At 43.0% G+C, this 25,921-nt stretch carries 29 protein-coding genes; 17 read left to right on the forward strand and 12 right to left on the reverse strand.

Translation table 11 applies throughout. From position 1 onward, the window contains the following. Nucleotides 1-92: 92 nt before the first annotated feature. Entirely contained in the window at nucleotides 93-1,016 is a 924-nt protein-coding gene (locus tag AAGC65_RS02345; protein ID WP_343110792.1) for a helix-turn-helix domain-containing protein, read from the reverse strand. A gap of 130 nt (nucleotides 1,017-1,146) precedes the next feature. On the opposite strand from AAGC65_RS02345, the gene AAGC65_RS02350 reads away from it, so the two are divergent. Together AAGC65_RS02350 and fdhA are read left to right on the forward strand one after the other, a co-directional pair. After that, a complete protein-coding gene (locus AAGC65_RS02350) occupies nucleotides 1,147-1,545 on the forward strand; it encodes a heme-binding protein (protein ID WP_343110793.1) in 399 nt (132 codons plus the stop codon). 43 nt (nucleotides 1,546-1,588) lie between these two features. Then, complete coding sequence (fdhA, locus tag AAGC65_RS02355; protein ID WP_343110794.1) at nucleotides 1,589-2,779, forward strand: formaldehyde dehydrogenase, glutathione-independent; 1,191 nt, start codon at nucleotides 1,589-1,591, stop codon at nucleotides 2,777-2,779. Nucleotides 2,780-2,832: 53 nt separating this feature from the next. Here fdhA and yiaK read toward each other — a convergent pair whose 3' ends face one another. Further along, entirely contained in the window at nucleotides 2,833-3,822 is a 990-nt protein-coding gene (yiaK, locus tag AAGC65_RS02360; protein ID WP_343110795.1) for a 3-dehydro-L-gulonate 2-dehydrogenase, read from the reverse strand. Nucleotides 3,823-3,999: 177 nt separating this feature from the next. On the opposite strand from yiaK, the gene AAGC65_RS02365 reads away from it, so the two are divergent. Further along, complete coding sequence (locus AAGC65_RS02365; protein ID WP_343110796.1) at nucleotides 4,000-4,521, forward strand: lipocalin family protein; 522 nt, start codon at nucleotides 4,000-4,002, stop codon at nucleotides 4,519-4,521. Nucleotides 4,522-4,645: 124 nt separating this feature from the next. After that, on the forward strand, nucleotides 4,646-5,224 hold the full coding sequence (gene purN / locus AAGC65_RS02370) for a phosphoribosylglycinamide formyltransferase (protein WP_343110797.1): 579 nt from the start codon (nucleotides 4,646-4,648) through the stop codon (nucleotides 5,222-5,224). A 308-nt stretch (nucleotides 5,225-5,532) separates the two neighbouring features. Here the strand turns inward: purN and AAGC65_RS02375 are convergent, their stop codons facing one another. After that, nucleotides 5,533-6,441 carry a serine hydrolase gene (locus AAGC65_RS02375; protein WP_343110798.1) on the reverse strand — a complete coding sequence of 303 codons (909 nt, stop codon included), beginning with the start codon at nucleotides 6,439-6,441 and terminating at the stop codon, nucleotides 5,533-5,535. Between the two features lie 18 nt (nucleotides 6,442-6,459). On the opposite strand from AAGC65_RS02375, the gene AAGC65_RS02380 reads away from it, so the two are divergent. From AAGC65_RS02380 to AAGC65_RS02405, 6 genes are all read left to right on the forward strand, one after another. Then, the gene (locus tag AAGC65_RS02380; protein WP_343110799.1) at nucleotides 6,460-6,738 is read left to right on the forward strand and encodes a hypothetical protein; all 279 of its coding nucleotides are present in this window, start codon (nucleotides 6,460-6,462) and stop codon (nucleotides 6,736-6,738) included. A 127-nt stretch (nucleotides 6,739-6,865) separates the two neighbouring features. After that, on the forward strand, nucleotides 6,866-7,924 hold the full coding sequence (lpxK, locus tag AAGC65_RS02385) for a tetraacyldisaccharide 4'-kinase (protein WP_343110800.1): 1,059 nt from the start codon (nucleotides 6,866-6,868) through the stop codon (nucleotides 7,922-7,924). Then, nucleotides 7,908-8,726: a purine-nucleoside phosphorylase gene (locus tag AAGC65_RS02390; RefSeq protein WP_343110801.1), complete on the forward strand. Its 819-nt coding sequence runs from the start codon at nucleotides 7,908-7,910 to the stop codon at nucleotides 8,724-8,726. The genes lpxK and AAGC65_RS02390 overlap by 17 nt, the downstream gene beginning before the upstream one ends. Further along, on the forward strand, nucleotides 8,726-10,819 hold the full coding sequence (locus AAGC65_RS02395) for a putative porin (RefSeq protein WP_343110802.1): 2,094 nt from the start codon (nucleotides 8,726-8,728) through the stop codon (nucleotides 10,817-10,819). Before AAGC65_RS02390 ends, AAGC65_RS02395 begins: the two co-directional genes overlap by 1 nt. Nucleotides 10,820-11,398: 579 nt before the next feature. Next, nucleotides 11,399-12,325 (forward strand): DUF6607 family protein, encoded by a 927-nt coding sequence (locus AAGC65_RS02400; protein ID WP_343110803.1) that lies wholly within the window; start codon nucleotides 11,399-11,401, stop codon nucleotides 12,323-12,325. An 83-nt stretch (nucleotides 12,326-12,408) separates the two neighbouring features. Beyond that, the gene (locus AAGC65_RS02405; protein WP_343110804.1) at nucleotides 12,409-12,735 is read left to right on the forward strand and encodes a DUF6686 family protein; all 327 of its coding nucleotides are present in this window, start codon (nucleotides 12,409-12,411) and stop codon (nucleotides 12,733-12,735) included. Nucleotides 12,736-12,746: 11 nt separating this feature from the next. On the opposite strand, the gene AAGC65_RS02410 is transcribed toward AAGC65_RS02405, so the two are convergent. Continuing rightward, on the reverse strand, nucleotides 12,747-14,216 hold the full coding sequence (locus tag AAGC65_RS02410; protein WP_343110805.1) for a phytoene desaturase family protein: 1,470 nt from the start codon (nucleotides 14,214-14,216) through the stop codon (nucleotides 12,747-12,749). Between the two features lie 96 nt (nucleotides 14,217-14,312). Here AAGC65_RS02410 and AAGC65_RS02415 point away from each other — a divergent pair, with 96 nt between their 5' ends. Genes AAGC65_RS02415 through AAGC65_RS02430 form a run of 4 tightly spaced genes read left to right on the forward strand, consistent with a single transcriptional unit; the run spans nucleotide 14,313 to nucleotide 16,606 of the window. Continuing rightward, a complete protein-coding gene (locus tag AAGC65_RS02415; protein WP_343110806.1) occupies nucleotides 14,313-15,149 on the forward strand; it encodes a phytoene/squalene synthase family protein in 837 nt (278 codons plus the stop codon). Next, nucleotides 15,149-15,700: a hypothetical protein gene (locus AAGC65_RS02420; protein WP_343110807.1), complete on the forward strand. Its 552-nt coding sequence runs from the start codon at nucleotides 15,149-15,151 to the stop codon at nucleotides 15,698-15,700. The genes AAGC65_RS02415 and AAGC65_RS02420 overlap by 1 nt, the downstream gene beginning before the upstream one ends. Beyond that, nucleotides 15,697-16,383 carry a lycopene cyclase domain-containing protein gene (locus tag AAGC65_RS02425; RefSeq protein WP_343110808.1) on the forward strand — a complete coding sequence of 229 codons (687 nt, stop codon included), beginning with the start codon at nucleotides 15,697-15,699 and terminating at the stop codon, nucleotides 16,381-16,383. Before AAGC65_RS02420 ends, AAGC65_RS02425 begins: the two co-directional genes overlap by 4 nt. Continuing rightward, complete coding sequence (locus AAGC65_RS02430) at nucleotides 16,367-16,606, forward strand: cytochrome b5 domain-containing protein (RefSeq protein WP_343110809.1); 240 nt, start codon at nucleotides 16,367-16,369, stop codon at nucleotides 16,604-16,606. The genes AAGC65_RS02425 and AAGC65_RS02430 overlap by 17 nt, the downstream gene beginning before the upstream one ends. Before the next feature lie 168 nt (nucleotides 16,607-16,774). On the opposite strand, the gene AAGC65_RS02435 is transcribed toward AAGC65_RS02430, so the two are convergent. Both AAGC65_RS02435 and panB read right to left on the reverse strand, forming a co-directional pair. After that, nucleotides 16,775-17,500: an RluA family pseudouridine synthase gene (locus AAGC65_RS02435; protein ID WP_343110810.1), complete on the reverse strand. Its 726-nt coding sequence runs from the start codon at nucleotides 17,498-17,500 to the stop codon at nucleotides 16,775-16,777. A 95-nt stretch (nucleotides 17,501-17,595) separates the two neighbouring features. Further along, on the reverse strand, nucleotides 17,596-18,411 hold the full coding sequence (gene panB / locus AAGC65_RS02440; RefSeq protein WP_343110811.1) for a 3-methyl-2-oxobutanoate hydroxymethyltransferase: 816 nt from the start codon (nucleotides 18,409-18,411) through the stop codon (nucleotides 17,596-17,598). Nucleotides 18,412-18,708: 297 nt separating this feature from the next. Here panB and carA point away from each other — a divergent pair, with 297 nt between their 5' ends. Further along, nucleotides 18,709-19,809 carry a glutamine-hydrolyzing carbamoyl-phosphate synthase small subunit gene (carA, locus tag AAGC65_RS02445; protein WP_343110812.1) on the forward strand — a complete coding sequence of 367 codons (1,101 nt, stop codon included), beginning with the start codon at nucleotides 18,709-18,711 and terminating at the stop codon, nucleotides 19,807-19,809. A 112-nt stretch (nucleotides 19,810-19,921) separates the two neighbouring features. Here the strand turns inward: carA and AAGC65_RS02450 are convergent, their stop codons facing one another. Then, a complete protein-coding gene (locus AAGC65_RS02450) occupies nucleotides 19,922-21,103 on the reverse strand; it encodes an asparagine synthetase B (protein ID WP_343110832.1) in 1,182 nt (393 codons plus the stop codon). Nucleotides 21,104-21,411: 308 nt separating this feature from the next. On the opposite strand from AAGC65_RS02450, the gene AAGC65_RS02455 reads away from it, so the two are divergent. Beyond that, on the forward strand, nucleotides 21,412-21,849 hold the full coding sequence (locus tag AAGC65_RS02455; protein ID WP_343110813.1) for a peptidylprolyl isomerase: 438 nt from the start codon (nucleotides 21,412-21,414) through the stop codon (nucleotides 21,847-21,849). A 107-nt stretch (nucleotides 21,850-21,956) separates the two neighbouring features. Next, complete coding sequence (locus AAGC65_RS02460; RefSeq protein ID WP_343110814.1) at nucleotides 21,957-22,478, forward strand: DUF5606 domain-containing protein; 522 nt, start codon at nucleotides 21,957-21,959, stop codon at nucleotides 22,476-22,478. Between the two features lie 32 nt (nucleotides 22,479-22,510). On the opposite strand, the gene AAGC65_RS02465 is transcribed toward AAGC65_RS02460, so the two are convergent. From AAGC65_RS02465 to rlmH, 5 genes are all read right to left on the reverse strand, one after another. Continuing rightward, a complete protein-coding gene (locus AAGC65_RS02465) occupies nucleotides 22,511-23,203 on the reverse strand; it encodes a hypothetical protein (RefSeq protein WP_343110815.1) in 693 nt (230 codons plus the stop codon). Nucleotides 23,204-23,303: 100 nt separating this feature from the next. Then, complete coding sequence (locus AAGC65_RS02470) at nucleotides 23,304-23,714, reverse strand: Dabb family protein (RefSeq protein ID WP_343110816.1); 411 nt, start codon at nucleotides 23,712-23,714, stop codon at nucleotides 23,304-23,306. 75 nt (nucleotides 23,715-23,789) lie between these two features. Continuing rightward, entirely contained in the window at nucleotides 23,790-24,269 is a 480-nt protein-coding gene (locus AAGC65_RS02475; RefSeq protein WP_343110817.1) for a hypothetical protein, read from the reverse strand. Between the two features lie 5 nt (nucleotides 24,270-24,274). Then, on the reverse strand, nucleotides 24,275-25,207 hold the full coding sequence (locus AAGC65_RS02480; protein WP_343110818.1) for a cation diffusion facilitator family transporter: 933 nt from the start codon (nucleotides 25,205-25,207) through the stop codon (nucleotides 24,275-24,277). A gap of 192 nt (nucleotides 25,208-25,399) precedes the next feature. Further along, a complete protein-coding gene (rlmH, locus tag AAGC65_RS02485) occupies nucleotides 25,400-25,873 on the reverse strand; it encodes a 23S rRNA (pseudouridine(1915)-N(3))-methyltransferase RlmH (protein ID WP_343110819.1) in 474 nt (157 codons plus the stop codon). Between the last annotated feature and the right edge of the window lie 48 nt (nucleotides 25,874-25,921).

Here is a 25,921-nt window from a genome sequence, read left to right on the forward strand (position 1 = left end):
GCGATTGCTTCGTACCTCAGTAGTGGCAAAACTTATACCTATAAAGATTTCTCTTTTGCGTTGGTGCAATTCCGTCTCCAATCACTATATTCTTACATCACCAAACTAAGTCTTTTTAAATACAGACCCGGCGTTATCCCTTCCGATCGTTTAAATAGCCTGATAAAATAATTGAGGTTATTAAAGCCGGATTGAAAACAAACTTCAGAAATATTGATAGCCGGATTTTTTAACAACATTTTGGCCAGTCCTATCCGCTCGCGGATGATAAATTCCACCGGCGATAAACCAAAAGCCTCTTTAAATGTGCGGAAGAAGTTTGTTTTACTCATACATGCTTCATTGCACAGCGAGTTGATATTTATTTGTTCGGTTAAATGCGTGCGGATATAATTAACAACCGCTGCAAAACGGCTTGTATCTACTTTTACATTATTGCTCAACTGCGATTTTTGTGCCTGTATGGTACGTATCAATAGCTCTGTCAAAGTAATATCGGCCAGTACGTCTTTATTCACATTATCTTCCATGCTTATGGCAATAAGCTTATGTATAAGCCCGGTAAGCTCCCGGTTATTATGAAAATGATATTGTGTAAAGTTGAGGTTCCAGCGTTCCTCGCCATTTTCGCCCGGGTAGGTGTTATTTAAAAACTCCAGCGTTTTGGTCACCTTATTCCAGTCAATAACCAGGGTGGCGCATTGTACCGGATGCTTTTTATCTACATCCGGAAAATCAACATTAATGGGCATTCCCTCTGGCAATATCAGGGTTTCGCCGGGTAAAAAATCGAACCTCGATTGATTGAGCATCCCTACGGTCTTTTTGCCACGCAGCATACTTGATATCACCAGTCCGTTATACCTCAGATCCAGATTACCACACTGCTCATTGGTTTCAAAAATATTAACCTCGCAATATTCCAGGTTATACAATTTGCGGTGTTCAACAAGAGTTTCGGCAGTATGATCATTGCTACCCGTGCCAAAGGGAATTAAAATGTGCTGCTGGTTCATAAATTTTATAACTGGTTCAATAGCAACAACAATAAAGCACTATTGTGTTGTTTTATGGCATTATCGTTCAACAACGCTGTATATATTGGACGCTACCTTTAATCAATTATTTTACCTAAAACAAAATTTTATGAGCATTACATTAGATCAGGCTGAAAAACTGTCTGAAGCTGCAAAATCAAAAGCAAAACAGATTGGCGTACCCATGAACATCGCCATTGTTGATGAGGGAGCCAATCTGGTATCCTTCCACCGGATGGATAATGCATGGTTGGGTTCTGTTGATATAGCTATTAAAAAGGCTAAAACCGCGCGTTTTTTTGATATGAACACCGGCGAAATAGGTAAGCTATCGCAACCCGGCGGGCCGCTATATAATATCGAAGTTTCAAATGGGGGCTTAATAAGCTTCCCTGGTGGAGTATTATTAAAAGACGGCAGCGGAAAAATTATAGGTGCTATCGGTGTATCAGGCGGCTCGGTTGAGCAGGATCATGATGTGGCAGCGGCCGGTGCCGCAGTGCTGTAATTTTAACTCCCTGATTTTTTTAATCCTTTAAATTGAAAATATTATGTGTCAAAACCACGGTGTTGCATACATCAAACCCGGTGAGGTTGAAGTACGCGAAATAGATTATCCAAAACTGGCCATTGGCAACAGGCAATGCCATCATGGTGTTATACTTAAAATAGTGGCCACCAATATTTGCGGCAGCGATCAGCATATGGTGCGCGGCCGTACCACCGCTCCCGCAGGTCTGGTGCTTGGGCACGAGATAACCGGTATAGTGATTGAAGCCGGTCGCGATGTGGAATTTATACATGAGGGCGACCTGGTTTCGGTGCCTTTTAACATAGCTTGCGGCCGTTGCCGTAATTGTAAGGCTGGGCAGACAGGAATTTGCCTTAACGTGAACCCTGCCCGTCCCGGAGCTGCTTATGGCTACGTAGATATGGGCGGATGGGTAGGCGGCCAGGCTGAATACGTAATGGTGCCCTATGCTGATTTTAACCTCCTTAAATTTCCGGATAAAGATAGGGCGATGGAAAAGATCAAAGACCTCACCCTGCTATCAGATATATTCCCTACCGGTTTTCATGGCGCGGTTACTGCGGGTGTTGGCCCTGGCTCCATAGTTTATGTAGCCGGTGCGGGCCCGGTTGGTTTGGCTTGCGCGGCATCATGCCAGTTGTTGGGTGCAGCTGTAGTTATTGTTGGCGATATGAATAAGGAACGTTTGGAGCAAGCCCGCAGTTTTGGCTGCGAAACAGTCGACCTATCACAGGAAACACCATTGCCAGATCAGATAGCTGCCATAGTTGGTGTGCCCGAGGTTGATAACTTTGTTGACTGTGTAGGCTTTGAGGCCAAAGGCCACGGTGTCGACTCAGATAAAGAACAAGCCGCAACAGTATTGAACTCAGCTATGGAAATTACCCGTGCTGGCGGTGCCATCGGTATTCCGGGCTTATACGTAACCGGTGATCCGGGTGCTGCGGATAAAGCTGCTCAGCAAGGTAATCTGTCTATCCGTATTGGTTTGGGCTGGGCAAAATCACATTCGTTTTATACCGGCCAGTGCCCGGTTATGAAATACCACCGCCAGTTGATGAATGCTATTTTGTATGATAAAGTACAGATAGCCAAAGCGGTTAATGTACAGGTGATCAAACTGCAGGATGCACCAAATGGCTATAAGGATTTTGATAAAGGAGCCGCCAAAAAATTTGTTATAGACCCTAACGGGATGATCATGAATTAATAGTAAAATAGGTCATTGTCCGTAAGGGCGGCATTTATAGGCCGCCCTTACTTTTATAGCCCGAGTACGGTGTTCCAGATCTTCTCATCAACCAAAACGCCTTCTTTCAGATTGCGTTGCCGGGTTAATAAGGTGTTTTCGCCGGGATAAGAAATTGTTCCGCCATCCTGTTCAGGAGTACTCGTTTTTGTATAAGTAATGATCTCTTCAATTAATGAAGCGGTATGTTCATCACTTTGGGGTTTGATACATATAAACACCTGCGATATACCAGCCTCTTTGCCGGTAGCCGTAACCTTAGCCGTCGAATTTCCGCCGCTTAAAACCGTAGCCAGCAGATCAAGTATCAAGGAAAGCCCCGAACCTTTCCAAAAGCCAACAGGCAACAGCCGCTGCGATTGTAATATGGCGGTGGCATCCGTACTTAACTTCCCTTCGCTATCATAACCACCGGGTAGGGGTAAAGCCTCATTTTTTGCCTGATACTGGTATAGTTTACCAACCGCGTATTGTGATATGGCCATATCCAAAACCACATGTCCGTTTTTGCGTGGTACTGCAATCACCAGCGGATTATTACCCAATCGCGGATCAAGGCCGCCCCAGGGTGGCAAATTGGCAATGGTATTTGTAAAGCAAATGCCTATGTAGCCCGCCTCAGCGGCTTGCCAGCCGTAGGTACCACCGCGCATCCAATGGTTAGTATTTTTAATGGCTACACAACCTATACCATTATCATGGGCCAGTTGTATAGCCTGGGCCATGCAGGTGCCGGCATTAAGCATTCCGGGGCCATAGTTGCCATTCCATTGTTCAATTGCACCCATGCCTGCTTCGCGTACGGGTTCGGCATCGGGCTTAACCAGGCCATCCTTTACATGCTGTACAAAAACCGGGAAGCGGTTAAGTCCGTGCGTATATACACCATCAAGGCTGTTGCTGGCAAAAATAGTGGCGCATTTTTCGGCTTTATCCGCGCTGAAGTTTAAGCCGATTAGTACCCGTTTAAACTCAGCCTGTAGTTGATCAAATGGTATACGCATGGGAAGTATGAGTTAAATTCAAATGTAAAAAATTATGCCTCTCGGTTTCAAATTTCCAGGAGAGATTAAATAATGTGCATCATGCAGCTAAAATATTTTTACCTTATAACAGTTATTATTACGTCCCTGTTATCTGCTAATAGACGGGGAATCTTTACTTTTGCCGCAGTGATTTACATGAAAAATAAAATCCCGTTAATCCTTGTTTTAGGTTTGGTTGTCATAAACCTGTTAAGCAATTCATGCAAAAAGGAGGATAACAGTAATATCCCTCACCTTTTAGTGAGTGGTACCTGGCAACTGGCAAGCTTACAGGTAAGCAACTATGTAGGCGATCAGCGAATATCACTTGATACATTGAATGACAGCTGTACGTTGACACAAACTTTTACTTTTAACGCCAATAATACCTGTACCTATACCAACTTTGCCTGCCAGGGGCAAACTACAACCGGTAGCTGGACGCTTGCCGCAAACAAGCTTTATTTTGCATCAGATATGGTTTGTAAGGATACCGTGCCTGGCGGGAAAGGTGCACTACGAGATACAGTACCGTTTTCAAATGCGCAGATAGTTACCCTGGGTACCTATTCAATGGTATTACAAACCGGAAATGTGCAGCCTAATTATTCGCCAACCTCGCGGCGCAGGATTGTGAGATATGGTTTTATCAGGCAAAAGGCGATAACTACTCAATAGGTAAAAGTTTTATATTTGGAATATTATAAAAATGGTTTGTTATAATAAACATCGTGGGCACACATCAAACCAATAATAAATTGCTCATGAAAACATCATCACCTTTGAAAAGCAACAAATTTTAATGAAAAAAAGAATTGCCATTTTTGCTTCAGGATCGGGGTCAAACGCCCAAAAATTGATGGAGCATTTTAAACGCAATGCCGATGCCGAGATAGTGCTGATACTCACTAACAATCCACAGGCTTATGTTTTACAACGGGCCGATAACTTTGAGGTGCCTTCGCACATATTTACCCGGCATGAATTTTTTGAAACCGAAGATGTGATCCGTCTGCTAAAAAACCTACAGGTTGACCTTATTGTGTTAGCTGGTTTTTTATGGTTGGTGCCAGCCTCGCTTCTAAAAGCCTTCCCGAATAAGATCATTAACCTTCATCCTGCGTTGCTGCCTAAATACGGCGGTAAGGGCATGTATGGCGATCATGTGCACAAAGCCATTCTGGAAGCCGGTGAAGAAGAAAGCGGTATCACCATACACTTCGTGAACGAGCAGTTTGACGAAGGCGAGATCATCCACCAATCAAAATTTAAGATTGAACCGGGCGATAACCTGGAGATGGTGAAATTCAAAGGTCAGCAACTGGAGCATCATCATTTTCCGAAAGTGGTTGAAGCTTTGCTGAAAAAGATGAAGAGCTAAAGTATTTATAAGGTGGCTTTCAATAAAACTTTTTAAAGCTGCTTTTTAATACAAAATCGCTTTAAAATTGGTGCTTTTTGCTGAAAAATGGCTGAAAAAATGAGTTAAATCATCTATTTTAATACTTTTTGATGCATTTTTAATCGGTTTTAAAACTTTAAAAAGCTGATATTCAATATAGTAAATCAAAAATTAACGGTTTTCGGATATGTTTTGCTCCGATAACTAAACAGGCCGGTTACCTTTTAAAAGGTAACCGGCCTGTTGAATATACAAATATACGCAAAGTATATGGTAGTTAATCACGCCTATTCGTTTTTCATGTACCTGTCCATTCCTTGGGCGGGTTTCCAGGTGCTTTGAGGTTCAAAATAATGCCATAACAGCGCTGATACTTTTTTGATGAGCAAGGAGGCTTCGTTATCAGGCACCCAGCGCTGATCTGCATTGTGATTGGTGATGACCGAGAATACATAATCGCCGTGCGGGGCGTTCACCAGTACCGTTTCAGATTTCGACTCATTAACAGCTCCTTGTTTGGATATGGCCTGCACATAAGGAGGTATCTCCGATAGTGCCTTATCGTCCCAGTAAATGCGTATCATATTGCGGTACATGCGTTCGCTGGCGGCTTCGCTCACGGCCTTACCCTGTCTGATCATGGTAAACAGGCGGCACATTTCATAAGGTGTACTTACGCCCCAGCCATATCTGCTTCTTATGCTCTCACGACCGGGCACGCGCGAGTTAACCCGCATTACCTTAAAGCCGTTTTGTTGCAGCCAATTGTTGATATAATCGCCGCCTACCAGTTTTTGCAGCCAGATGCTGGCGGTGTTATCGCTCATGGTGATCATGAGCATGGCTACCTTGCTGAGTTGTATGGTATCTTTATCTTTAAACGAGCCCAGAATATCTTCGCCGGGGTACAGTAACGAATCACGGTAAACCAGCTTTTGATTATACTGCATCTCGCCTTTTTCTATCTTATCCATCAACCCGCACTGGATGCTCACCTTGATCATGCTGGCTGTGGGAAATAGCGTATCGGCGTTAATGGCGGCGGTTTTACCGGTTTTAAGGTTTTGCACATAAATGCCCGCCTGCCCGTGAAAGCCGCTGATAACATCTTGTAGCTGTTGGGCAAGCTTTTTATCAGTTTGGGCTAAGGATATAGTGCTGATGAAGGTAAAAAGGATGAGCAGGTTTAATTTCATAATAACTAAGTTAAAAAAATGTCTGAATCAGAATTTACTGAATTTGAGAATCGACAGAATCAATTTGCTGTCGCTTTTAGCCAAGCAGAAGAATGTTGGTGTTTTACCAAATTATCAAGCTTCATGACAATACTTACGAAGTTTTCAAAACTTCGTAAGTATTCTACTCAGATAACAAGCAGAGATCAAAAGCGGGTAAGGGCCTTGACAGAAAAGCGGGCCAGGGTGTTTTGCCTGTGGGCGGAAGCTTTTTTCTGTCTTAATCTTTTGGTTACTTTTGCATCAAGACAAAAATAACATGGTGATTTTGTCATTGCGAGCATAGCGCGGCAATCGCGAACTGTACATAGAAAATTTGCATAGTTCGCGGTTGCTTCGTCGTTCCTTCTCGCAATGACAAGCTGTGGTAAATTGTCTATTTAAAATGTTTACTTTATTCATGAAATACCTGCGCTGGCTTTTATTCCCGTTTTCGTTACTATATGGCCTGGTGGTTGTAGTGCGTAACTGGTGTTATAATACGGGGATATTTAAAAGCCGCGGGTTTAATTTGCCGGTGATTGCTGTAGGTAATCTGGATGTTGGCGGTGCGGGTAAAAGCCCCATGACCGAATACCTGATCCGCCTGTTCAAAACCAACTATAAACTGGCTACTTTAAGCAGGGGATACGGTCGTGCTACTAAAGGTTTTGTATTGGGCAATGCCCAATCAACAGCCACAGAAATTGGCGACGAGCCAGCCCAGTTTAAAAGTAAATTCCCGAATATTACCGTTGCCGTTTGCGAAAAACGGGTTGATGGTATTGAGGCCCTGCAAGCCGATCATAATCTCATCATTCTGGATGATGCCTACCAGCACCGGGCTGTTAAGCCGGGTTTTAGTATTCTGTTACTGGATTATAACCGCCTTTATGATCCGCGATTATTACTGCCCGCCGGTAACCTGCGCGAACCTTACAGCGGTCGCAAGCGAGCCGATGTGGTCATCATTAGCAAATGCCCGGCTACGTTAGAACCTATACATCAAACTAAGATCAAAGAGCGGGTAAGGCCATTACTGCATCAGGAAGTATTTTTTACCAGCATCAGCTACCTGCCCTTGCAGCAAATGGATGGGGTAGCAGCAAGTATGTCAATTGATACAGATACAACGATATTCCTGCTTACCGGTATTGCTAACGCCGGGCCATTGCTGGCGCATCTGCAAAAGCAAACGCTGCACATCATTCATCATAAATATCCCGACCATCATCAGTTTAGCTTAAAAAATATCAGTAAACTTGCCGATGATTTTTGGGCCTGCACCTCACAAAAAAAGATAATTATCACAACAGAAAAGGACGCACAGCGTTTAGGGGGACAGGAACTGCAGGAGCTTGTGAAAAAACTTGGTATTTTGGTACAGCCAATAGGCATTGAGTTTTTAAACAACCAGCAATCACAGTTTGATAAATTAGTATACAACTATGTTAGAAAGTATTGAAAGCACCGTACAATATATTAAAAACCGCATAGGCGATTTTGAGCCTGAAGTGGGTATTATTTTAGGCACCGGCCTTGGCGGTTTGGTAAAGGAAATTGAGGTTGAAAAACAACTGATGTATTCTAATATTCCTGATTTCCCGATCTCGACACTGGAGTTCCATTCCGGTAAACTGATCTTTGGTACTCTGGGCGGTGTAAAGGTAGTAGCCATGCAGGGCCGTTTGCATTATTATGAGGGCTACAGCATGCAGCAAATTACCTTTCCGGTGCGTGTATTAAAATATTTAGGCATCAAAACGCTGTATGTATCAAACGCAAGCGGTTCGCTTAACCCGGCCTTTAAAAAAGGCGATCTGATGGTTATTGCCGATCATATTAACCTGCAGCCTCAAAACCCATTGGTGGGTCGTAATAATGAGGAGTTAGGTCCTCGTTTTCCGGATATGAGTCAGCCTTACCAACGCACGCTTATTGATAAAGCATTAACAATTGCAAAGGCCAACAATATTACCTGCCATAAAGGAGTTTATGTAGCTGTTACCGGCCCAAATCTGGAAACCAAGGCAGAGTATAATTATTTAAGAATTATTGGCGGCGACGCCGTAGGCATGAGCACCGTACCCGAAGTTATTGTTGCAAACCACATGAGTTTACCTGTATTTGCCATATCGGTACTAACAGACGAGGGTTTTACAGCCGATGTACTGGAGCCCGTATCCGTTGAAGAAATTATAAAAGTTGCCGAAGATGCTGAACCCCAATTAACATTAATACTTAAAAAACTGATAGCCGGTAATTAATGCGCAAAAAGCTTAAATATATTTTATTGTTGCTGATGTGTGTATCTGTACATTCGGCATTTGCGCAGTATAATCAAACCAGGAGGCAAAGACCGCTTTCTACCCGTGACACCGTAGCACCTACCCGGCAGATCAGCGATGATGAGATGCTGGATAGCTTGCGCAAAAAGGAAGATAATAAGCACGACTCTGTTATCTTCAATTCAAAGTTTATTCGGGTTACTAATGAGTTGCTGCTTAATGATAGTACCCAGACCTTTCCTATTGATACAGGTATAACCAGTTTTGAAAATTACAACCCACTTACCAGGCCGAAAAGCCCACGTATACATCTGGGCAATGTCGGTCTTTCGCAAAGACCTTTGTTGTTTGAGCCCAGTAAAACAATAGGCTTTGATGTTGGCATGCACGCGCTGGATGTTTACCTGATAAATCCTGAGGATATTTATTACTATAATACCCGCGTCCCCTATACGCAGCTCACGCTGTATAATGGCTTCGGCAGCTCGGCCGAACAGCTTTTTAAGGTTGTGCATACCCAAAACGTTAAGGAAAACTGGAACGTAGGTTTTAACTTAAACTTTAACGGCTCAAAAGGTTTTTATAGTACCAGTAGCGTGCTTGGCCAAAATGTGAGCGCGCTTACAGCGGCCTTGTTTACCTGGTACGAATCAAAAAGCAAGCGATATAACCTGTTGGCCAACGCTACATTTAATAATTTAAAAGCGCCGGAAACAGGATCAATACTAAACGATTCAGTCTATACCAGCCCTCCCGGTACGGTTTTCTTTGCCAACTCGGCACAGGTACGCCTGCCCAATAGCTACACCAACTGGAACGATAAAAGCCTTTATATTAAACAGTTTTATTATTTGGGGCGTATTGATAGCTTAAACAAAGGGAAAGAAGACTCAAAAGTTTTGCCTACGCAGCGGGTGGCGCATACCTTTCATGTAACCAACGGCAGGTATAACTACATCCAGAGCGACCCGGATACTTACAATGTATTCCCTGATTATTATTACAGCGATAAGCGATCGCGCGACTCATTAACTTATACCCATATCCAGAATGAGTTTTTGTATAGTTTTTACCTCAGGAGCAAATCGGTAAAGTTTGTAAAAAATGAGCTAAAGCTTGACCTTGGCTTGGTACATGACCTGTGGCACTACGCGCAGTATGTGAGCGATACCACCTTAAACCAATACGGGGCCAAATTTGTTCATCAGGACAGGGTGCAGAACAAAACTTTTCAGGATATTACCTTAAAGGCCAAATTAGGATACCGCTTTAGCGACCGCATTGCGCTTGATGCCGATTTCAGGCAGATAGCCCAGGGGCGTGATTTTGGCAACTATTTTTACGATGCCAAGCTTACCCTTGCCGGGGGTAAAAAAGCTGGTAAAATTATTTTAGAGGCCTATACCCAAAATAGTTCGCCGCCGCTGGTTTATAATGACTGGATATCTAATCATTACATTTTCCATAACGATTTCAGCAATCAAAAAACTACCAGCTTATCGTTCAACTACCTGAATAACCCGTTGCAGCTTGATATTAAAGCCGAATATTTTTTAATATCCAATTACCTGTATTTTACTGCCGACCAGGGTGGGAACGACGCGCATCCGGTACAACTGGGTAATGATATTAATTTGCTGAAGATCAGTATCGGGAAAAACTTACGCTGGCGGAGTCTGCATTTTGATAATTACATTGTTTATCAGAAAACAGATTATCAGTCAACCCTGCGCACGCCCGAGTTGTATACTTACAGTAATTTGTACATGAGCAAAACTCTGTTCAATGTACTGCAATCAAGCTTTGGCGTTGATGTGCGCTATAATTCTGAATATGTGGCACCTTCATATGCCGTAGGCTTAGGCCAGTTTTATAACGGGCCTAATGTTACCTTTAGCTCATACCCGTTGGCCAGGGTATACTTTAAGGCTACCCTGCAACGTACCAATTTGTTCCTGGCGTATGACTATGCCAACCAAAACCTGTGGAGCAAAGGATATTACACCGTAAACCGCTATCCGCAACAAAACGCCCTGCTCAAATTTGGCGTAAGTTGGACTTTTTATAATTAATTGAACTTTAGAGGCGGGGAGAAGGGTGCGAGGAGCGAAGGAAAGCCTTGTGCATTTCACTTGCGCTCGTTTAAAATACCCCCGCTACCGCAAGCGTCCCGCTTGTGGTAAACAGGACAGTTTCCGATTTACAAATTATACCCCCCGCTACCGCAAGCGTCCCGCTTGTGGTAAATAGGATAGTTTTCTGATTTACAAATTATACCACAAGCGAGACGCTTGCGGTAGCGAAGATAGCCAGAGGGTGGTTACTTGTGCCTTCACTGTCGCGAGTTTAGCGAAAGCCTAACTCGTGACTTATCATGGAGTAAGCTTTCAGCTTACCTAATTTTCAAAAATTTCTATTCCTGGCGCAAGTATGAGGCGATAGCCAGAGGGTGGTTACCTGTGCCTCTATAATGTCACAAGTAGCCTTTAACCCGGTGGCCTACCCTTTATACTTGCGCCAGAGTAACTTAGTAAACGATTAATTTATAATTAGCTGTAAATAAGCTTTTTTTATTTTTATTTGGATTTATTCTAAATAAGGTATTACTTTGTTCTTAATCAATCATCAAGGATTGTTAAAAATTCAGGTATATGAAAAAAGTGCTTATCCTCGTATTACTGCTTGTTGTTTCATCCACAACATTAACCAGGGCTCAAACCAAATTAGAGCAGGATAGGGCAGCTATATTGGCTCTTGGAGGCTTTTATAAAGTAACCTTTGATTATGCTGAAACCTTTTCGCCCGATACCGCTTATCGTAACCATCCGCAATACCATTCGTATGGATATGAGTGGGCCGTTGTTGAGCAGGAAACGCCCAAAAAAATAGTAATACAGCATTTATTGGTAGTTGGCGACAGTGCGGTGATTAAACACTGGCGTGAGGATTGGGTTTATGAAGAGCAAAACATCCTGAGCTTTGATAAAAGCAATACCTGGAAAAAAACAAAACTGAGCGCTGCAGAAGTAAAAGGCCGCTGGGTACAAAAAGTGTTTCAGGTAGATGATAGTCCTCGGTATGAAAGTATTGGTACCTGGGTACATGTTGATGGCCGCCACCAATGGCAAAGCGAATGCGACTCGCGGTTGCCCCGCCGCGAGTTCACCAAACGCAGCGATTATAATGTACTGCGTCGTGGCAACCGCGTGTACCTAACCTCCAATGGCTGGATGTATGAGCAGGACAATCAAAAAATAATCAGAACTGATACTAACGATAAGCTGCTGGCTCGCGAAAAAGGCTACGAGGAATTTACCCGCACCGATCAGGCTAAATTTGCCTACGCGCAGGGCTGGTGGAAAAAGCAGCAAGCTTACTGGACCGCCGTTAGGCAGGTATGGGATGAGGTATATGCTGCTCCCGGAGCACTGCAGCTGAAATCAAAAGCCGAAGGCAAATTACTTTACGAAAGATTGTTTGAGCTGGCAGATGAATCGGTAAAAGGAAACTGGAGCGCTCATCAAAGCAAAACCGAAGCTTTGAAAGTAATTAACCTATATCTGGAAAAAACAGTTTAAAAAATATAAAGCCCTGCCCCAGGTCAAACGCTGTGATGAGATAGCTTTGCGGTGGGCAGGCACAAACTAAAATCATCATTACCATGTGCGATTCAAAAATTATAAGCCAAATTGGTTCATCGGTAATTAGCCGGTGCTCGGAGTGCAGATGTGTTTTTATCTGGAACAATAACCTGATTCTGAGTTTCTCGCCCGAGCAGTTTATCCAGTTTCGGAATTTTACTGTTGAGCTTGATTTTGCTGAGCACATGCACTCCTTTCCGGATGGACAGGACCGCCTGGTGATGCGAACGCCTGTTAATGATGTGCAGCTAACCTTTACTACCGAGCAATGGGAAGATTTTCACGCTGCTATGGACGAAGCCATTTACATGCAGGAAATATACGCCATGATGGATAGTAATAATTAATACAGATAGATTTATTGAAGAGATTTGATGGCTTCCAGGGCGGCTATTTGCCCTGATATAAGAGCCGGAGGAACGCCGGGACCCGGTACTGTTAGCTGGCCTGTGTACAACATATTTTTGATGTGCCTGGCCCGCATTGCCGGTTTAAAAAAAGCGGTTTGTGCCAACGTGTTAGCCAAACCATAAGCATTACCTTTAAAGGAATGGTAATCGGCTTTAAAATCATTGAGAGCATAGCTGCGTTTCACTACTATTGAATCGCGGATGTCCTGCCTGGTGATATGCTTGAACCTCGCGAGCATCAGATCGAAATATTTTTCGCGTATACTTTCATCATCATGCAGGCCTGGGGCTATGGGCATCAGGAAAAAAAGGTTCTCACCTCCCTCTGGAACTACACTTGCATCCGTCTTAGAGGTACACGAAACATAAAACAGCGGACTGGTAGGCCATTGTGGCGATGTGTAGATCTCCTTGGCATGTAGCTCAAAATCCTCATCAAAAAATAGGTTGTGATGCTTTATACCCTCCACCTTTTTATTGGTCCCAATATAAAACAACAAACTCGACGGCGACATGGTACGCTTATCCCAGTATTGAGGTGTATAATTTTGATAGGGCTTATCTAACAGGTGCTGGTCCACGTGTTCATAATCGGCACCGGCTATCACAAAATCGGCACTGAAAAGGCCGTTATTAGTATGGATACTGCTTACCAGTTTATCTTTAACCTCGATTTTATTTACCTCGGTATTCAGTCGGATATCAAGCCCTAATTCCTGGGCAAGACTAACCATTGCTTTTACAATCTCGTTCATGCCGCCCTGTGGGTACCAGGTGCCCAGGGCAAGGTCGGCATAGTTCATCATGCTGTACATGGCCGGTGTATTTTGCGGGGTAGCCCCCAAGAATAGTACGGGGAACTCCAGCAACTTTATCAGCCTCGGGTTTTTAAAATAGCCGCGCACATGTTTGCTCATGCTGCTCAGCAGTTGCATGCTCAGGCTTTTTTTGATCAGGTTAAAATCAATAAATTCGGTAATGGAATGTGAAGGGCGAAAAACGTATTCGCCCATGCCTACTTTGTATTTGTAAGCGGCCTGTTTTAAAAACTCGCGCAGGCCTTTGCTGCTGCCGGGTTCGGTTTGCTCAAAAAGGGTTTCGAGAGCGGTCATATCGGCGGGCACATCCATCGTATCGCCGGGGCCGTAATAAACACGGTAGCCTGGGTCTAAACGTTCGAGTTGATAGTAGTCGGCCGGCTTTTTACCAAACAGAGCAAAAAAGTTCTCGAACACATCGGGCATCCAGTACCAGCTGGGGCCCATATCAAACCGGAAGCCATCTTTTTCCCAAACCCGCGCACGGCCGCCGGGCTGGTCGTTCTTTTCGAGCACGGTTACCTTAAAACCTTCTTTAGCCAATACACAAGCGGCAGCTAAACCCGCGAAACCTGCCCCTATGATAATAATGTGCTTCATGTAGATATGTGAAGCCCAAGTTAAGCAAATTGTTTTGCCGCTTTAAAAAAACAATAACGTTTTGAATTTGTACTTTTGAAAACAAGCCCAAGCGCAATGATGAACCTGTACGATGAAACCAGTTTTGAATGCAGTAAACTGATAACCAATAAGTACAGTACATCGTTCAGCTTAGGTATAAAGGCTTTTGATAAAAAGTTCCGTTATCCTATTTATGCCATTTACGGCTTTGTGCGCTATGCCGATGAAATTGTAGATACCTTTCATGAGCATAATAAATTACAGCTGATAAGCGATTTCAGGCGGGATACTTTCAAGGCCATAGAAGAGCGCATTAGTTTGAACCCGGTTATACATGCCTTTCAGCAGGTGGTACACAGGTACGGCATCGAGCCTGAACTGATTGATGCCTTTTTATGCTCGATGGAAATGGATCTGGATAAAAAGGCTTATGACGATGCCTGTTATCGTAAATATGTATACGGTTCAGCAGAGGTGATCGGACTCATGTGCCTGCGCGTGTTTCTGGATAATAATAATGAGCTGTATCAGGAACTGTTACCCCAGGCACGCAGCCTGGGCGCCGCATTTCAAAAAGTGAATTTTTTGCGCGACATTAAGGCTGACTTTCACGAGCGTGGCCGTACCTATTTTCCGGATGTTGATTTTAATAACTTTACCGAGCAGAATAAGCAGGCTATTGAAGCCGATATACAGCTTGATTTTGATAAGGGCTTTGAAGGGATAAAAAATCTACCCAACGGCACCCGTTTGGGAGTTTATATAGCCTATGTGTACTATTTGCAGCTGTTTAAAAAAATAAACTACACACCGGCAAACATCATTCTGCAAAAAAGAATACGGATATCAGATACCCGCAAAATGGGTTTGTACGTTAAAGCTGTTTTACAACAAAAACTGAATGTGATTTAATGAGAAGAATTGTTTTTTTTATATTGAGTGTATTCTCCATATTGTTTTTTGTGCCTGATGCAAAGGCCGATAGTCCCGAACCTAACCTGAAAGTGATTCGTAAGCAACTGCGTGTGGCTATCAACAGCAGCGAAACCACCGATTCGTTGTACAAAAGTTTAAGTGCCATGAAAAGCCGTTCGGGTATTATTGATGGCTTTATTGCAGGCTTGCAGGCATTGAAAGCCAAACACGCCTGGAACCCCTACTCGAAAATAAAGTATATCAAAAACTGCGAAAAGACCTTTGAAAAAGCCATAGCCGCCGATCCGGAGAATATCGAGATCAGGTTTATGCGTTTTTCTGTTGAAGACAGTGTGCCCAAGTTTTTGGGCTATAATAAAAACCTCAATTCTGATAGTCAGGAGATCATCGCGCAGCTGGATAAAAAGAATTATGGCACGGCCGATAGGGAACTTACCATCGAGATCATTAAATTTCTGGTTAACTCCCGGCGCTGTACACCTACGCAAATTGCGGAGCTTAACAAACATTTAGCCACCTTTAAGTGAAATATACCTATTTACTCATCAACGTGTTAACCGTGTTTTTCCCGGTTGTATTATCGTTTGATAAACGGGTGCATTTTTACAAAAGCTGGAAATTCATTTGGCTTGGCATGGCCATCACAGGCTTGTTCTTTTTGTTTTGGGATGTGCTGTTCACCATCAAAGGTGTATGGTCGTTTAATTCGCATTATATTATCGGCTTAACCTTTTTTAACTTACCGCTTGAAGAGGTCTTATTTTTTTTAACTGTTCCGTTCGCCTGTATTTTTATACATGCCTGCCTGGGGTATTATGTAAAATGGCAAATAGATAACCGGCTCACTCGTATTATCAGTAACCTCATGATCATGCTGAGCATACTGGCGCTCATTTTTTATTATAATCATCTGTATACAGCTGTTACTTTTGGGGTACTGTTGGTTTTAACCGGGCTGCTGCAATATGTATTTAATCCCAGCTGGTTAAACCGCTATTATATGACCTATATTGTAGCCCTTATTCCGTTTTATATCGTGAACGGGATACTAACCTCGGTACCGGTAGTGATGTATAATAACAGCCAGAATTTGGGAAAAAGGGTAGGTACTATACCGGTTGAAGATCATTTTTACCTGATGGCATTATTGCTCATGAATATTGGCTTTTTTGAATATTTTAGAAACAAACGCCGTGAGCCCGTTACCTGAATATACCCGGTCGCAACTGGCCCTGCGTAACGGGCAGGATAAGCCCCAGATATGGGTAGCCTATAAGGGCATTATTTATAATGTTACCGAAAGTCGTCTGTGGCGCAACGGCAAACACTACGAACACTGGGCCGGGCAAGACCTCACCGATGAGCTAAAAGACGCCCCTCATACCGACACTGTATTTGAAAAGTTTGAAAAGGTAGGGGTGTTGAGGATTTGATGTACAAATAGACGTTGTCATTTCGAATCCTTCATTAAGGGTTCAAGCCGGGCGAGGGTGAGAAATTTTCTGCGCTATTTAATTACCGCCGTATAAGACTTCTCTTCGCGCTGCTACACTATTCTGCCCAGGCTCATTAAATGACCATGATGTCTATTTATTGAACACTTACCCAATCATCATACCTTCAAACTTTTCCCAGAAACCATCCCGCGGAACCGGGGCTATAATTTCAATGGGCTCGTTTTTTACCGGATGTACAAAGGTAAGTTTACGGGCATGCAGACAAATACTTTTGCGCAGGCTGCCACGCGGGTAGCCATATTTATTATCGCCCACAATGGGTGTACCCAGGGTTGATAGTTGTACCCTGATCTGGTGTGGGCGACCGGTTATTGGGTCAACTTCAATTAAATAATAGCCATCAAGCTCGCCAACCAGTTTATAGCTTAACTCAGATCGTAAACTGCCCTGCACTTCCTTATCATGTGCCTTGGTCACGTTTTTCTGCGGATTTTTAACCAGCCAGTGAACCAGCGTACCGGCCTCGGGATACGGCCGCTTGCGCACTACCGCGTAATAAGTTTTGTGCATATCGCGGTTCTTGAACATTTTATTGATCCTGTCCAAAGCCTTACTGGTTTTGGCAAAAAGGATAACGCCGCTCACGGGCCTATCCAACCGGTGAACTACGCCCAGAAAAGCGCCATTGGGCTTATCATACTTTTTGGCAATGTATTTTTTTACCTTTTCGTCAAGCGATTCATCGCCGGTATCATCTACCTGTACAATGTCGCCGGCACGTTTATTGACCGCAATAAGGTGATTATCCTCATAAAGAATATCCTTATCGGTAACGTCATGACTGGTATAATTAAATTCGGGCCGGGCCATAATTTCATTTTAGTCCGGAAGTCAGAAAAGTCTGAAAGTCCGAAAGTGTTCAAATTTTATAAAAGCCCTCTCCTTTATGAGAGGGTTGGGTGAGGCTAATATTGTTCCTGCTCGTTTGTGAAATCTTTTGATTTGATATCGCCGATATAACCTTTTATCGCGCCGTTCATTTGGTCGTACAGGTTGGCATACTGGCGTAAAAAGCGTGGTTTAAAACCTTTGTTAATGCCCAGCATATCATGTATTACCAATACCTGCCCATCACAATGGCGGCCTGCACCTATGCCAATAATAGGTATCTGTACGCTTTCTGTAACTTCTTTGGCCAGCATGGCAGGTATTTTTTCAACTACAATAGCAAAGCATCCCAGTTCCTGCAAGGCAATCGCGTCTTCACGAAGTTTTTGCGCTTCTGCTTCCTGCTTAGCCCGTACGGTGTAAGTGCCAAATTTATAAATAGACTGCGGCGTTAAGCCCAGGTGGCCCATAACCGGTATGCCCGCCGTTAGTATGCGGCTTACCGATTCGGCAATTTCAACACCACCTTCCATTTTAACACCATGCGCGCCAGATTCTTTCATGATTCTGATAGAAGAATTAAGCGCTTCTTTAGAGTTTCCCTGGTATGATCCAAAAGGAAGATCGACTATGACCAGCGCCCGTTTGGCGGCACGCACTACCGACGAGGCGTGATAGATCATTTGGTCAAGCGTTATGGGCAGTGTGGTTTCATGACCGGCCATCACATTTGAGGCCGAATCGCCAACCAGTATAATATCCATTCCGGCATCATCAACTATGGTTGCCATTGAATAATCGTAAGCGGTAAGCATAGCTATCTTTTCGCCCCGGTTCTTCATTTCCTGCACGGTATGGGTAGTGATCCTTTTAACTTCTTTATTTACTGACATTTTTGATTTCGGATTTCGAAATTTCGGTTTCGGATTTAATTAAAAATTACCTTATCAGATAGTATAGTTTATGCCTCTACAATCAAAATATAAGGTAAAAGTCAAAAAATAAATCCGAAATACCACATTTGAGTTCTTAAATTAAAATAAATCCAAAATCGGGCTTACAAATTCCGAAATAAAACCGTACTTTTGCGCCGTGAATCAGGAAGTTCCTTACTTCGATATTTCTATCAAATTTCACGGGGCTTCGCACCAGGCAATCCGATTTAATAATCCATTAAATTTTTTTAATAAATGACGTACTTCACCAAACTACCGGCTGTGCTGCTACTTGACGACGGAACCGTTTTTCACGGTAAAGCGGCAGGAAAAATAGGTACAACTACAGGCGAGATATGCTTTAACACCGGGATGACCGGTTACCAGGAAATTTTTACTGACCCTTCATACTATGGCCAGATCATGGTTGCCACTAATGCCCACATAGGTAATTATGGTATTACCGATGAAGAGGTTGAATCTGAAAATATCCAGATAGCAGGACTTGTTTGTAAAAATTACAACATAGCTTACAGCCGTAAACAGGCCGATGAGTCGATACAGGATTATTTTCAGCAGCAGAACCTGGTAGGTATATCTGATGTTGATACCCGTGAGCTTGTTCGCCACATTCGTGATAAAGGCGCCATGAACGCCATTATTTCATCAGAAATATTGGATATTGATGTATTGAAAGCTAAACTGGCCGAAGTACCTTCAATGGACGGCCTGGAGTTATCATCAAAAGTAACTACCAACGAAACTTATACTTTCGGAGATGAAAATGCCAAGTATCGTGTTGCGGTGCTTGACTTAGGTGTTAAGAAAAACATCCTGCGTAATTTTGACGACCGCGATGTTTATGCTAAGGTATTCCCGGCAAAAACCACTTTTGAAGAAATGGAAAAGGATTTTGCTCCTACCGGTTACTTCGTATCAAATGGCCCCGGCGATCCGGCTGCTATGCCTTACGCTATTGAAACAGTAAAATCAATCCTTGATTCTGAAAAACCTATGTTTGGTATTTGCTTAGGTCACCAGTTATTGGCTTTGGCTAACGATATCCCGACCATAAAAATGTTTAACGGTCACCGTGGTTTAAACCACCCGGTTAAAAATATTATCATTAACCACTGCGAGGTAACTTCACAAAACCACGGTTTTGGTGTAGTGCCTGAGGCTGTACGCGCATCTGACAAGGTTGAGATCACTCACGTGAACCTGAATGATCAATCAATAGAAGGTATCCGTGTTAAAGGCAAAAAAGCATTCTCGGTACAATATCACCCGGAATCGTCACCAGGTCCGCACGATTCAAGGTACCTGTTTGATGATTTTATTAAACTGATGTCGTAACAAGACCGACACATAAATAAAAAAAGCCTTTCAAATACTTGAAAGGCTTTTTTATTTTTTGTACTTGCACTCGTCACAGACGAGCGCAAGTGGTGAAATGGTGAAACTCAGATCAGGTTTTTTGCTTTTTCTTCTTAGCTGCCGGGAATAGCACATTATTCAGTATCAGACGGTAGCCCGGTGAGTTAGGATGTAATTTCAGATCTGTTGGTGGGTCGCCTACGGCATGTTGGTAATCTTCCGGGTCGTGGCCGCCGTAAAAGGTCCACTGGCCTTTGCCAAACTCGCCATGAATGTAACGGGCTTCATTAGCTGTTTTCATTTCACCCATGATGGTTACGCCCGGTTTTAGCATACTTTTATTAAAGGCGGTGGTCAACCCCATGAAGCCTTTGATCACCTTATCATGATCCTGCGTGAGCATGCTGGGTACTACATCCCACTTGGCCGAAAAATCAAACAAGGTAAAAAAGTCGCGGGTACGATCGATCTGCCTGGTACCGGTAACATCAATATTGCTGAACTGATGCGATATGGGGTTCATATCCAGCGTAAAATTCTGAAAAGCGAAGGTTTGCGTAAAATCAAGTTTTGATTGTGCCTCCGGATCGGCTGCATCGCCATCAAACATGCGTTCGCAAATATCAGTATTGGCAGCAGCCAGGGCAATATCAAACGTATCGGTGCCGGAGCACATGGCAAACAGAAAGCCACCGCCGGCACAAAAATCGCGTATGTTATGAGCCACAGCCAACTTCATTTGCGATACCTTTTTAAAGCCAAGCTTATGGGCCATATCCTCCTGTCCTTTTACATCATCATTATACCACTGCGCAAAACGGAAAGCCCCGTAAAACTTACTGTACTGGCCGGTAAAATCTTCATGATGCAGGTGCAGCCAATCATACTTAGGCAGGTCGCCCCGTATTACCTCCTCATCATAAACCACATCGTAAGGGATCTCGGCATATTTGAGCACCAGCGTTACAGCATCATCCCAGGGTAGTTTGTTCTTGGGCGAATAAACAGCCATTTTGGGCGCTTTTTCCAGTTTCACAATATCCATATTTACGGATGGGTCGCTTACCTCGTTCAGTATAGCATTTACCTTGGCATCGGCCAGTACCTGGTAGCTTACCCCGCGCACTTTACATTCTTCCTCAATTTTAGGATCGTACTTCATCATAAAGCTGCCGCCGCGATAGTTAAGCAACCAGTCAACCTCCTCGCCGTTTTTGAGCGTCCAGAAAGCTATGCCATATGATTTCAGGTGATCTTTTTGTTCATCATCCATCGGTATCAATATGGAAGCAGCCCGGGAAAGTACAGGAGCTAAAAGCAAAAGGCAAAAGGCGAAAAGCTTTGTAAAATGCAAAGGGCTAAAAATAAGGGATAAAAGAGATCGTTTATTGTCAACCATTGGCATATTTCTTTCTACGCTGATTTACCAAATGTAACGAATAAACAGGCAATGTATTACCATAAACAACGCAGGCTTTATCATTTATCCTTTGTCCATAATCCAAAAAAGCTTTAAGCCTTATGCTTTTGGCTTTATGCTTTTTTATTACCTTTGCCATCTGTTTTCAAAAAAACAATAAAATGAGCAAAGCAATTATTAAAACCGAAAAGGGCGATATGACTGTTGAATTTTTCGACAAAGATGCGCCAAATACCGTGGCTAACTTCAAAAAGTTGGCTAAATCAAACTTTTATGATAACGTTACTTTTCACCGTGTTATCCCAAATTTTGTGATTCAGGGTGGCGACCCAACCGGTACAGGTGCTGGTGGCCCGGGTTACAAAATTGATTGCGAGTTAACCGGCGATAACCAATATCATGACCGTGGTGTGCTTTCAATGGCTCATGCTGGCCGCAACACCGGCGGATCGCAATTTTTCATTTGCCATAGCCGCGACAATACCGCGCATTTAGACCGTAACCACACCGTTTTTGGTAAAGTGGTTGAAAACGTTGACGTGGTTGACGCTATACGCCAAGGCGATAAAATTTTAACCATCGAAGTAATAGAAGAATAATTTTAGTATTGAGTAAAGGGTTTTGAGTGGTGAGTTCAAAACAGCGTTGAGCCTGTTAATAATGCATCACTCAAAACCTAAAACTCAAAACTAACAACTCATAACAAATGAATTTACAAGGAATTGTAGCAGTATCGGGCAAGCCAGGCTTGTGGAAAGCTTTGGCGCAAAACAAAACAGGTTATGTATTGGAGAGCCTTGATGCTCAAAAAACTAAACTGATTGCCAACCTGTCTACTGCTAAATTGGCTGCCCTGAGCGAGATCACCATTTTTGGTGTTGATGACGATATCAGGTTAAGCGATGTGTTTGAACGCATGAAAACTGCCTCAAACGTACCTGATGCCAAGGCTGACGGCAAAAAATTAAGGGCTTTCTTTTTTGAAGTAGCTCCTGATCATGACGAGGAAAAAGTTTACGCCTCTGATATGAAAAAAGTAATATCATGGTTTCAGTTGTTGAAAGATCTGCCGCTTTTTAACGAGCCTGATCCAACTGTTGCACCTGCACCAACCGAAGAAGCAGCACCTGTTGCCGAAGCACCCGTTGCAGTAGAAGAAACTGCTGAACCGGCACCAGCCGCCGCACCAAAACCAAAGGCTAAAAAAGCCACAAAAAAAGCCGAATAATCCGGCTTTTTTTGTTTTGATATTCTCCTGTTTTATTCCGTATCGGTATAAGCATCGCCGCCAATAAATATCATCGTATTTGTTGGATGGGCCGGCGAACCTGATGCGCCTACAGCAAATGATTTTTTGATCACCTTGCCGCTAACGGTAAACTCGATGGTATTACCACTGATGACATAGGTTCCACCAGAGCCGCTTTTTTTCCAGGCCGACGCTCCGGAAGTTGAAATGCCGCCATTTGCGCCTTGTACAAAGTGAGTACCATCTACAAAAGTGATCTTGTTAATAATCAGTGCGTTGGTCCCGTTGCCATAATCGCCACCGCTAACTTTTTCATAGGCCTTTTTTAGCTTTATAGATGAAGAGTAAGGATAAGCCGGAAACCAGTTGCCGCCGCCTAATTTGTAATCGGTGGTTTTACCGCCGTTTTCAGTAAGGTAAAATGTAGCTCCTGTTTTTTTCCAGGTGCCCCATGCTTTTGGCCGGCTGGCTTTGGAGACCTTCACATCCAGTTGTTCAATGGGTTCTTCGCCTACATCAAAGTATTCGCCATTTTTAAACAGCACTACCGGCTCAAATGATATGGCAGCCGGATAACCACTAACAGCCCTGAAAAACCAGCCTTCAACAGCCGGTGCAGGTGCCGACGTTTTGGCTAAAGCTAAATTGGTACTTAACGTAGTTACTAAAAGTGTAAGGCACAAAGCTAGGTGTTTTACTTTCATGATTATATAGCTTAAGGTTAACTCAGCTATAAACACAGAAAATAAACACGAGGTTTTTCAAACCAGTTAATTGATTGTTAATTGAGAAAAGCTGCTATTACTAAGCGTCAACAGCATCATACACAATAACCTTTTCCCAAAGGTGGCTGCAGTTTTTAATAAACTCCAGGTGTATAGGATGGGTTTGATAAGTAGCCTGCCCAGCCAGATCGCTAAAGAACATCAGTTCGGATACTGCCCAGCTGTTATCAACCACATCGCGTTTTTCGGTACTGGCCACAACGCCAACACGCAGTTTTTTTACGGTTTCAATTTTGGCCAGGGTTTTAACGCCTGCAACCAGCTTATCCCTATCTTCGGTTGAACCAGGATTTTTAAGCCAGAAAAATACATGGTGAATTACCGGCCATTCTTCTGTTTCCTGAGTGTTTAAAGGCATTGCCGATGCGGCGATAGTACTTGCGGCCATAGTAGCGGTAGTGGTTATAAATTTACGTCTGTTAGATTTCATTGGAAGATTAAATAATGCCTTAAATTAATAAGAATTATTTAAAACCTGTTGATGAAAATATGACAGGGTAGGTATTTAGGTAGAAGAGTTCAATCGGTATGGTATATCTCCTATATTATTCATTAACGTCTTTTTCATAAACGATACTTTGTGTTCCAAAAGCATAGCAAATTCAATGTTTGGTTCAACATTAAAAGGATAGCAACTTTCGACAGATTTTGCCGCTTTAATATTATTTATCCAATCTTCCGCAAGATTAACATAATCTTCAACCACTTCTTTGGTTGTTCGGGGGCCAAAAACATCTAAATACATAGGCGGGATATCTCCAACTACTACCCACAAAAAATTATCAGCGCTACTTTGTGTATTTACAATCTCGAAAAGAAATATGCAAAATACTTTCCCAAGATTTGTATAGAGAAAACTATTCTTAATTTCTTCACACCACTTAAAATCTAATAGATAATTTTCAGCTTCTTGATTTAATATAGTTACCTCCTGATAAAATTCAACATCAGTTGTAATGGCTTGATAATGTATGGGGTATGCCATGTTTTTTACAAACACTCAGGCTGCTGACATTTTTCGTCAGCAAATTCGGGTTCAAAGGTACTGTGGCTGATATCAAGATGTTCCAGGCGGTGGCGCAGATCATGTTTAATATTATCAAACTCGGCCATTGCTTCGGGTTTTACAACGAGGTGGGCAGTCAGGGCGTTTTCGGTAGTACTTAGGGCCCAAACGTGCATGTGGTGCACATCAACCACGCCCTTACATTTCATCAATTCGGCCCTGATTTTACTCAGATCCATTTCGGCAGGTACACCATCCATTTCCAGGCGCAGGCTATCTTTAAGCAGGCTCCAGGTGCCTTTTAATATCACCACACCTATAATCAGGCTCACTATGCTATCTATCCAGTACAGCTTAGTAAAATATATGATAATGCCCGATACCACGACGCCAAACGATACGATGGCATCCACAGCCATGTGCAGGTACGCGCCTTTAACATTCAGGTCGGTATCTTTATCTTTCACAAAAAGCCAGGCGGTAAAGGCGTTGATGGCTATACCTATAAAAGCTACCCAGGCCATTGTTCCGCCTTCAATAACCTCCGGATTCATGAAACGTATAACGGCTTCGTACACAATAAAGCCAACGGCCACAAATAAAATAATAGCGTTGAAAAACGAAACAATAATGGTCGACCGTTTATAGCCATACGTATATTGCCTATTCGCACTTACCTTACTCAGTTTAAAAGCCAGCAAAGCCAGGGCCAATGAAGCCACATCGCTCAGGTTATGGCCTGCATCGGTTAACAGCGACAGGGAATGGGTTATAAAACCAGCTACGGCCTCCACAATAACAAACACCGAATTTAGGATGATCCCTATAATAAAAGCGGAATTCAGATGATCGAGCTTGGGAGCGTGATCATGGTGGTGATGGTGACCGTGGGCATGTGAATGATCGTGACCTGACATATAACAAAGATAAGGTTTTTGATGTGCAAATGTGCGGATATGCAGATGCGTTGATGGGAAAATGTGCAGATATGGAGATGTGCAAATGTGCGATGATTATTTTATTAGAAGTTCATCTTTGATGTATAAATTTCAGATATACTGATTTCTAAAATTTATCTGCATATCCGCATATCCGCACATCAAATCCATCTATTCGTGATGATATGGCTCGCCTTTGATAATGGTATAGGCCCGGTATAGTTGCTCTACAAAAAACAGGCGTACCATCTGGTGCGAGAACGTCATGCGCGAAAGAGATATCTTATCATTAGCCCGCTGGTATACCGATTGATCAAACCCGTAAGGCCCACCAATGATAAAAATGAGGTTTGCCGACGAGCTGATCTCCCGTTTATTAATATACGCTGCAAATTGGGTTGATGAGTATTCAGCACCCCGCTCGTCCATTAATACTACATGGTCAAGCGGGGTTATTTTTTTAAGAATCAGTTCGGCTTCTTTGGCTTTTTGCTGTTCGGGGCTCAGGGCTTTCGTGTTTTTTAGTTCGTTAAGTTCAACCAGTTCAAGCTTAGTGTAATGCTTTAATCGCTTCACATATTTATCAATGCCCTCCTTTAAATAAGCATCTTCGGTTTTGCCAACGGTTAAAAAAGTGATCTTCATATAATAAACAAATAAACGTTTATTTAAAATATATGTGTTTATTTAGCT

The organism is Mucilaginibacter sp., assembly GCF_039207105.1.
Classification (GTDB): Bacteria; Bacteroidota; Bacteroidia; order Sphingobacteriales; family Sphingobacteriaceae; genus Mucilaginibacter.

Coding starts and splice junctions, on each gene's coding strand:
- AAGC65_RS02345 (WP_343110792.1), bottom strand. CDS start 1,016: ATGAACCAGCAGCACATTTTAATTCCCTTTGGCACGGGTAGCAATGAT.
- AAGC65_RS02350 (WP_343110793.1), top strand. CDS start 1,147: ATGAGCATTACATTAGATCAGGCTGAAAAACTGTCTGAAGCTGCAAAA.
- fdhA (WP_343110794.1), top strand. CDS start 1,589: ATGTGTCAAAACCACGGTGTTGCATACATCAAACCCGGTGAGGTTGAA.
- yiaK (WP_343110795.1), bottom strand. CDS start 3,822: ATGCGTATACCATTTGATCAACTACAGGCTGAGTTTAAACGGGTACTA.
- AAGC65_RS02365 (WP_343110796.1), top strand. CDS start 4,000: ATGAAAAATAAAATCCCGTTAATCCTTGTTTTAGGTTTGGTTGTCATA.
- purN (WP_343110797.1), top strand. CDS start 4,646: ATGAAAAAAAGAATTGCCATTTTTGCTTCAGGATCGGGGTCAAACGCC.
- AAGC65_RS02375 (WP_343110798.1), bottom strand. CDS start 6,441: ATGAAATTAAACCTGCTCATCCTTTTTACCTTCATCAGCACTATATCC.
- AAGC65_RS02380 (WP_343110799.1), top strand. CDS start 6,460: ATGTCTGAATCAGAATTTACTGAATTTGAGAATCGACAGAATCAATTT.
- lpxK (WP_343110800.1), top strand. CDS start 6,866: ATGTTTACTTTATTCATGAAATACCTGCGCTGGCTTTTATTCCCGTTT.
- AAGC65_RS02390 (WP_343110801.1), top strand. CDS start 7,908: ATGTTAGAAAGTATTGAAAGCACCGTACAATATATTAAAAACCGCATA.
- AAGC65_RS02395 (WP_343110802.1), top strand. CDS start 8,726: ATGCGCAAAAAGCTTAAATATATTTTATTGTTGCTGATGTGTGTATCT.
- AAGC65_RS02400 (WP_343110803.1), top strand. CDS start 11,399: ATGAAAAAAGTGCTTATCCTCGTATTACTGCTTGTTGTTTCATCCACA.
- AAGC65_RS02405 (WP_343110804.1), top strand. CDS start 12,409: ATGTGCGATTCAAAAATTATAAGCCAAATTGGTTCATCGGTAATTAGC.
- AAGC65_RS02410 (WP_343110805.1), bottom strand. CDS start 14,216: ATGAAGCACATTATTATCATAGGGGCAGGTTTCGCGGGTTTAGCTGCC.
- AAGC65_RS02415 (WP_343110806.1), top strand. CDS start 14,313: ATGATGAACCTGTACGATGAAACCAGTTTTGAATGCAGTAAACTGATA.
- AAGC65_RS02420 (WP_343110807.1), top strand. CDS start 15,149: ATGAGAAGAATTGTTTTTTTTATATTGAGTGTATTCTCCATATTGTTT.
- AAGC65_RS02435 (WP_343110810.1), bottom strand. CDS start 17,500: ATGGCCCGGCCCGAATTTAATTATACCAGTCATGACGTTACCGATAAG.
- panB (WP_343110811.1), bottom strand. CDS start 18,411: ATGTCAGTAAATAAAGAAGTTAAAAGGATCACTACCCATACCGTGCAG.
- carA (WP_343110812.1), top strand. CDS start 18,709: ATGACGTACTTCACCAAACTACCGGCTGTGCTGCTACTTGACGACGGA.
- AAGC65_RS02450 (WP_343110832.1), bottom strand. CDS start 21,103: ATGGATGATGAACAAAAAGATCACCTGAAATCATATGGCATAGCTTTC.
- AAGC65_RS02455 (WP_343110813.1), top strand. CDS start 21,412: ATGAGCAAAGCAATTATTAAAACCGAAAAGGGCGATATGACTGTTGAA.
- AAGC65_RS02460 (WP_343110814.1), top strand. CDS start 21,957: ATGAATTTACAAGGAATTGTAGCAGTATCGGGCAAGCCAGGCTTGTGG.
- AAGC65_RS02465 (WP_343110815.1), bottom strand. CDS start 23,203: ATGAAAGTAAAACACCTAGCTTTGTGCCTTACACTTTTAGTAACTACG.
- AAGC65_RS02470 (WP_343110816.1), bottom strand. CDS start 23,714: ATGAAATCTAACAGACGTAAATTTATAACCACTACCGCTACTATGGCC.
- AAGC65_RS02475 (WP_343110817.1), bottom strand. CDS start 24,269: ATGGCATACCCCATACATTATCAAGCCATTACAACTGATGTTGAATTT.
- AAGC65_RS02480 (WP_343110818.1), bottom strand. CDS start 25,207: ATGTCAGGTCACGATCATTCACATGCCCACGGTCACCATCACCACCAT.
- rlmH (WP_343110819.1), bottom strand. CDS start 25,873: ATGAAGATCACTTTTTTAACCGTTGGCAAAACCGAAGATGCTTATTTA.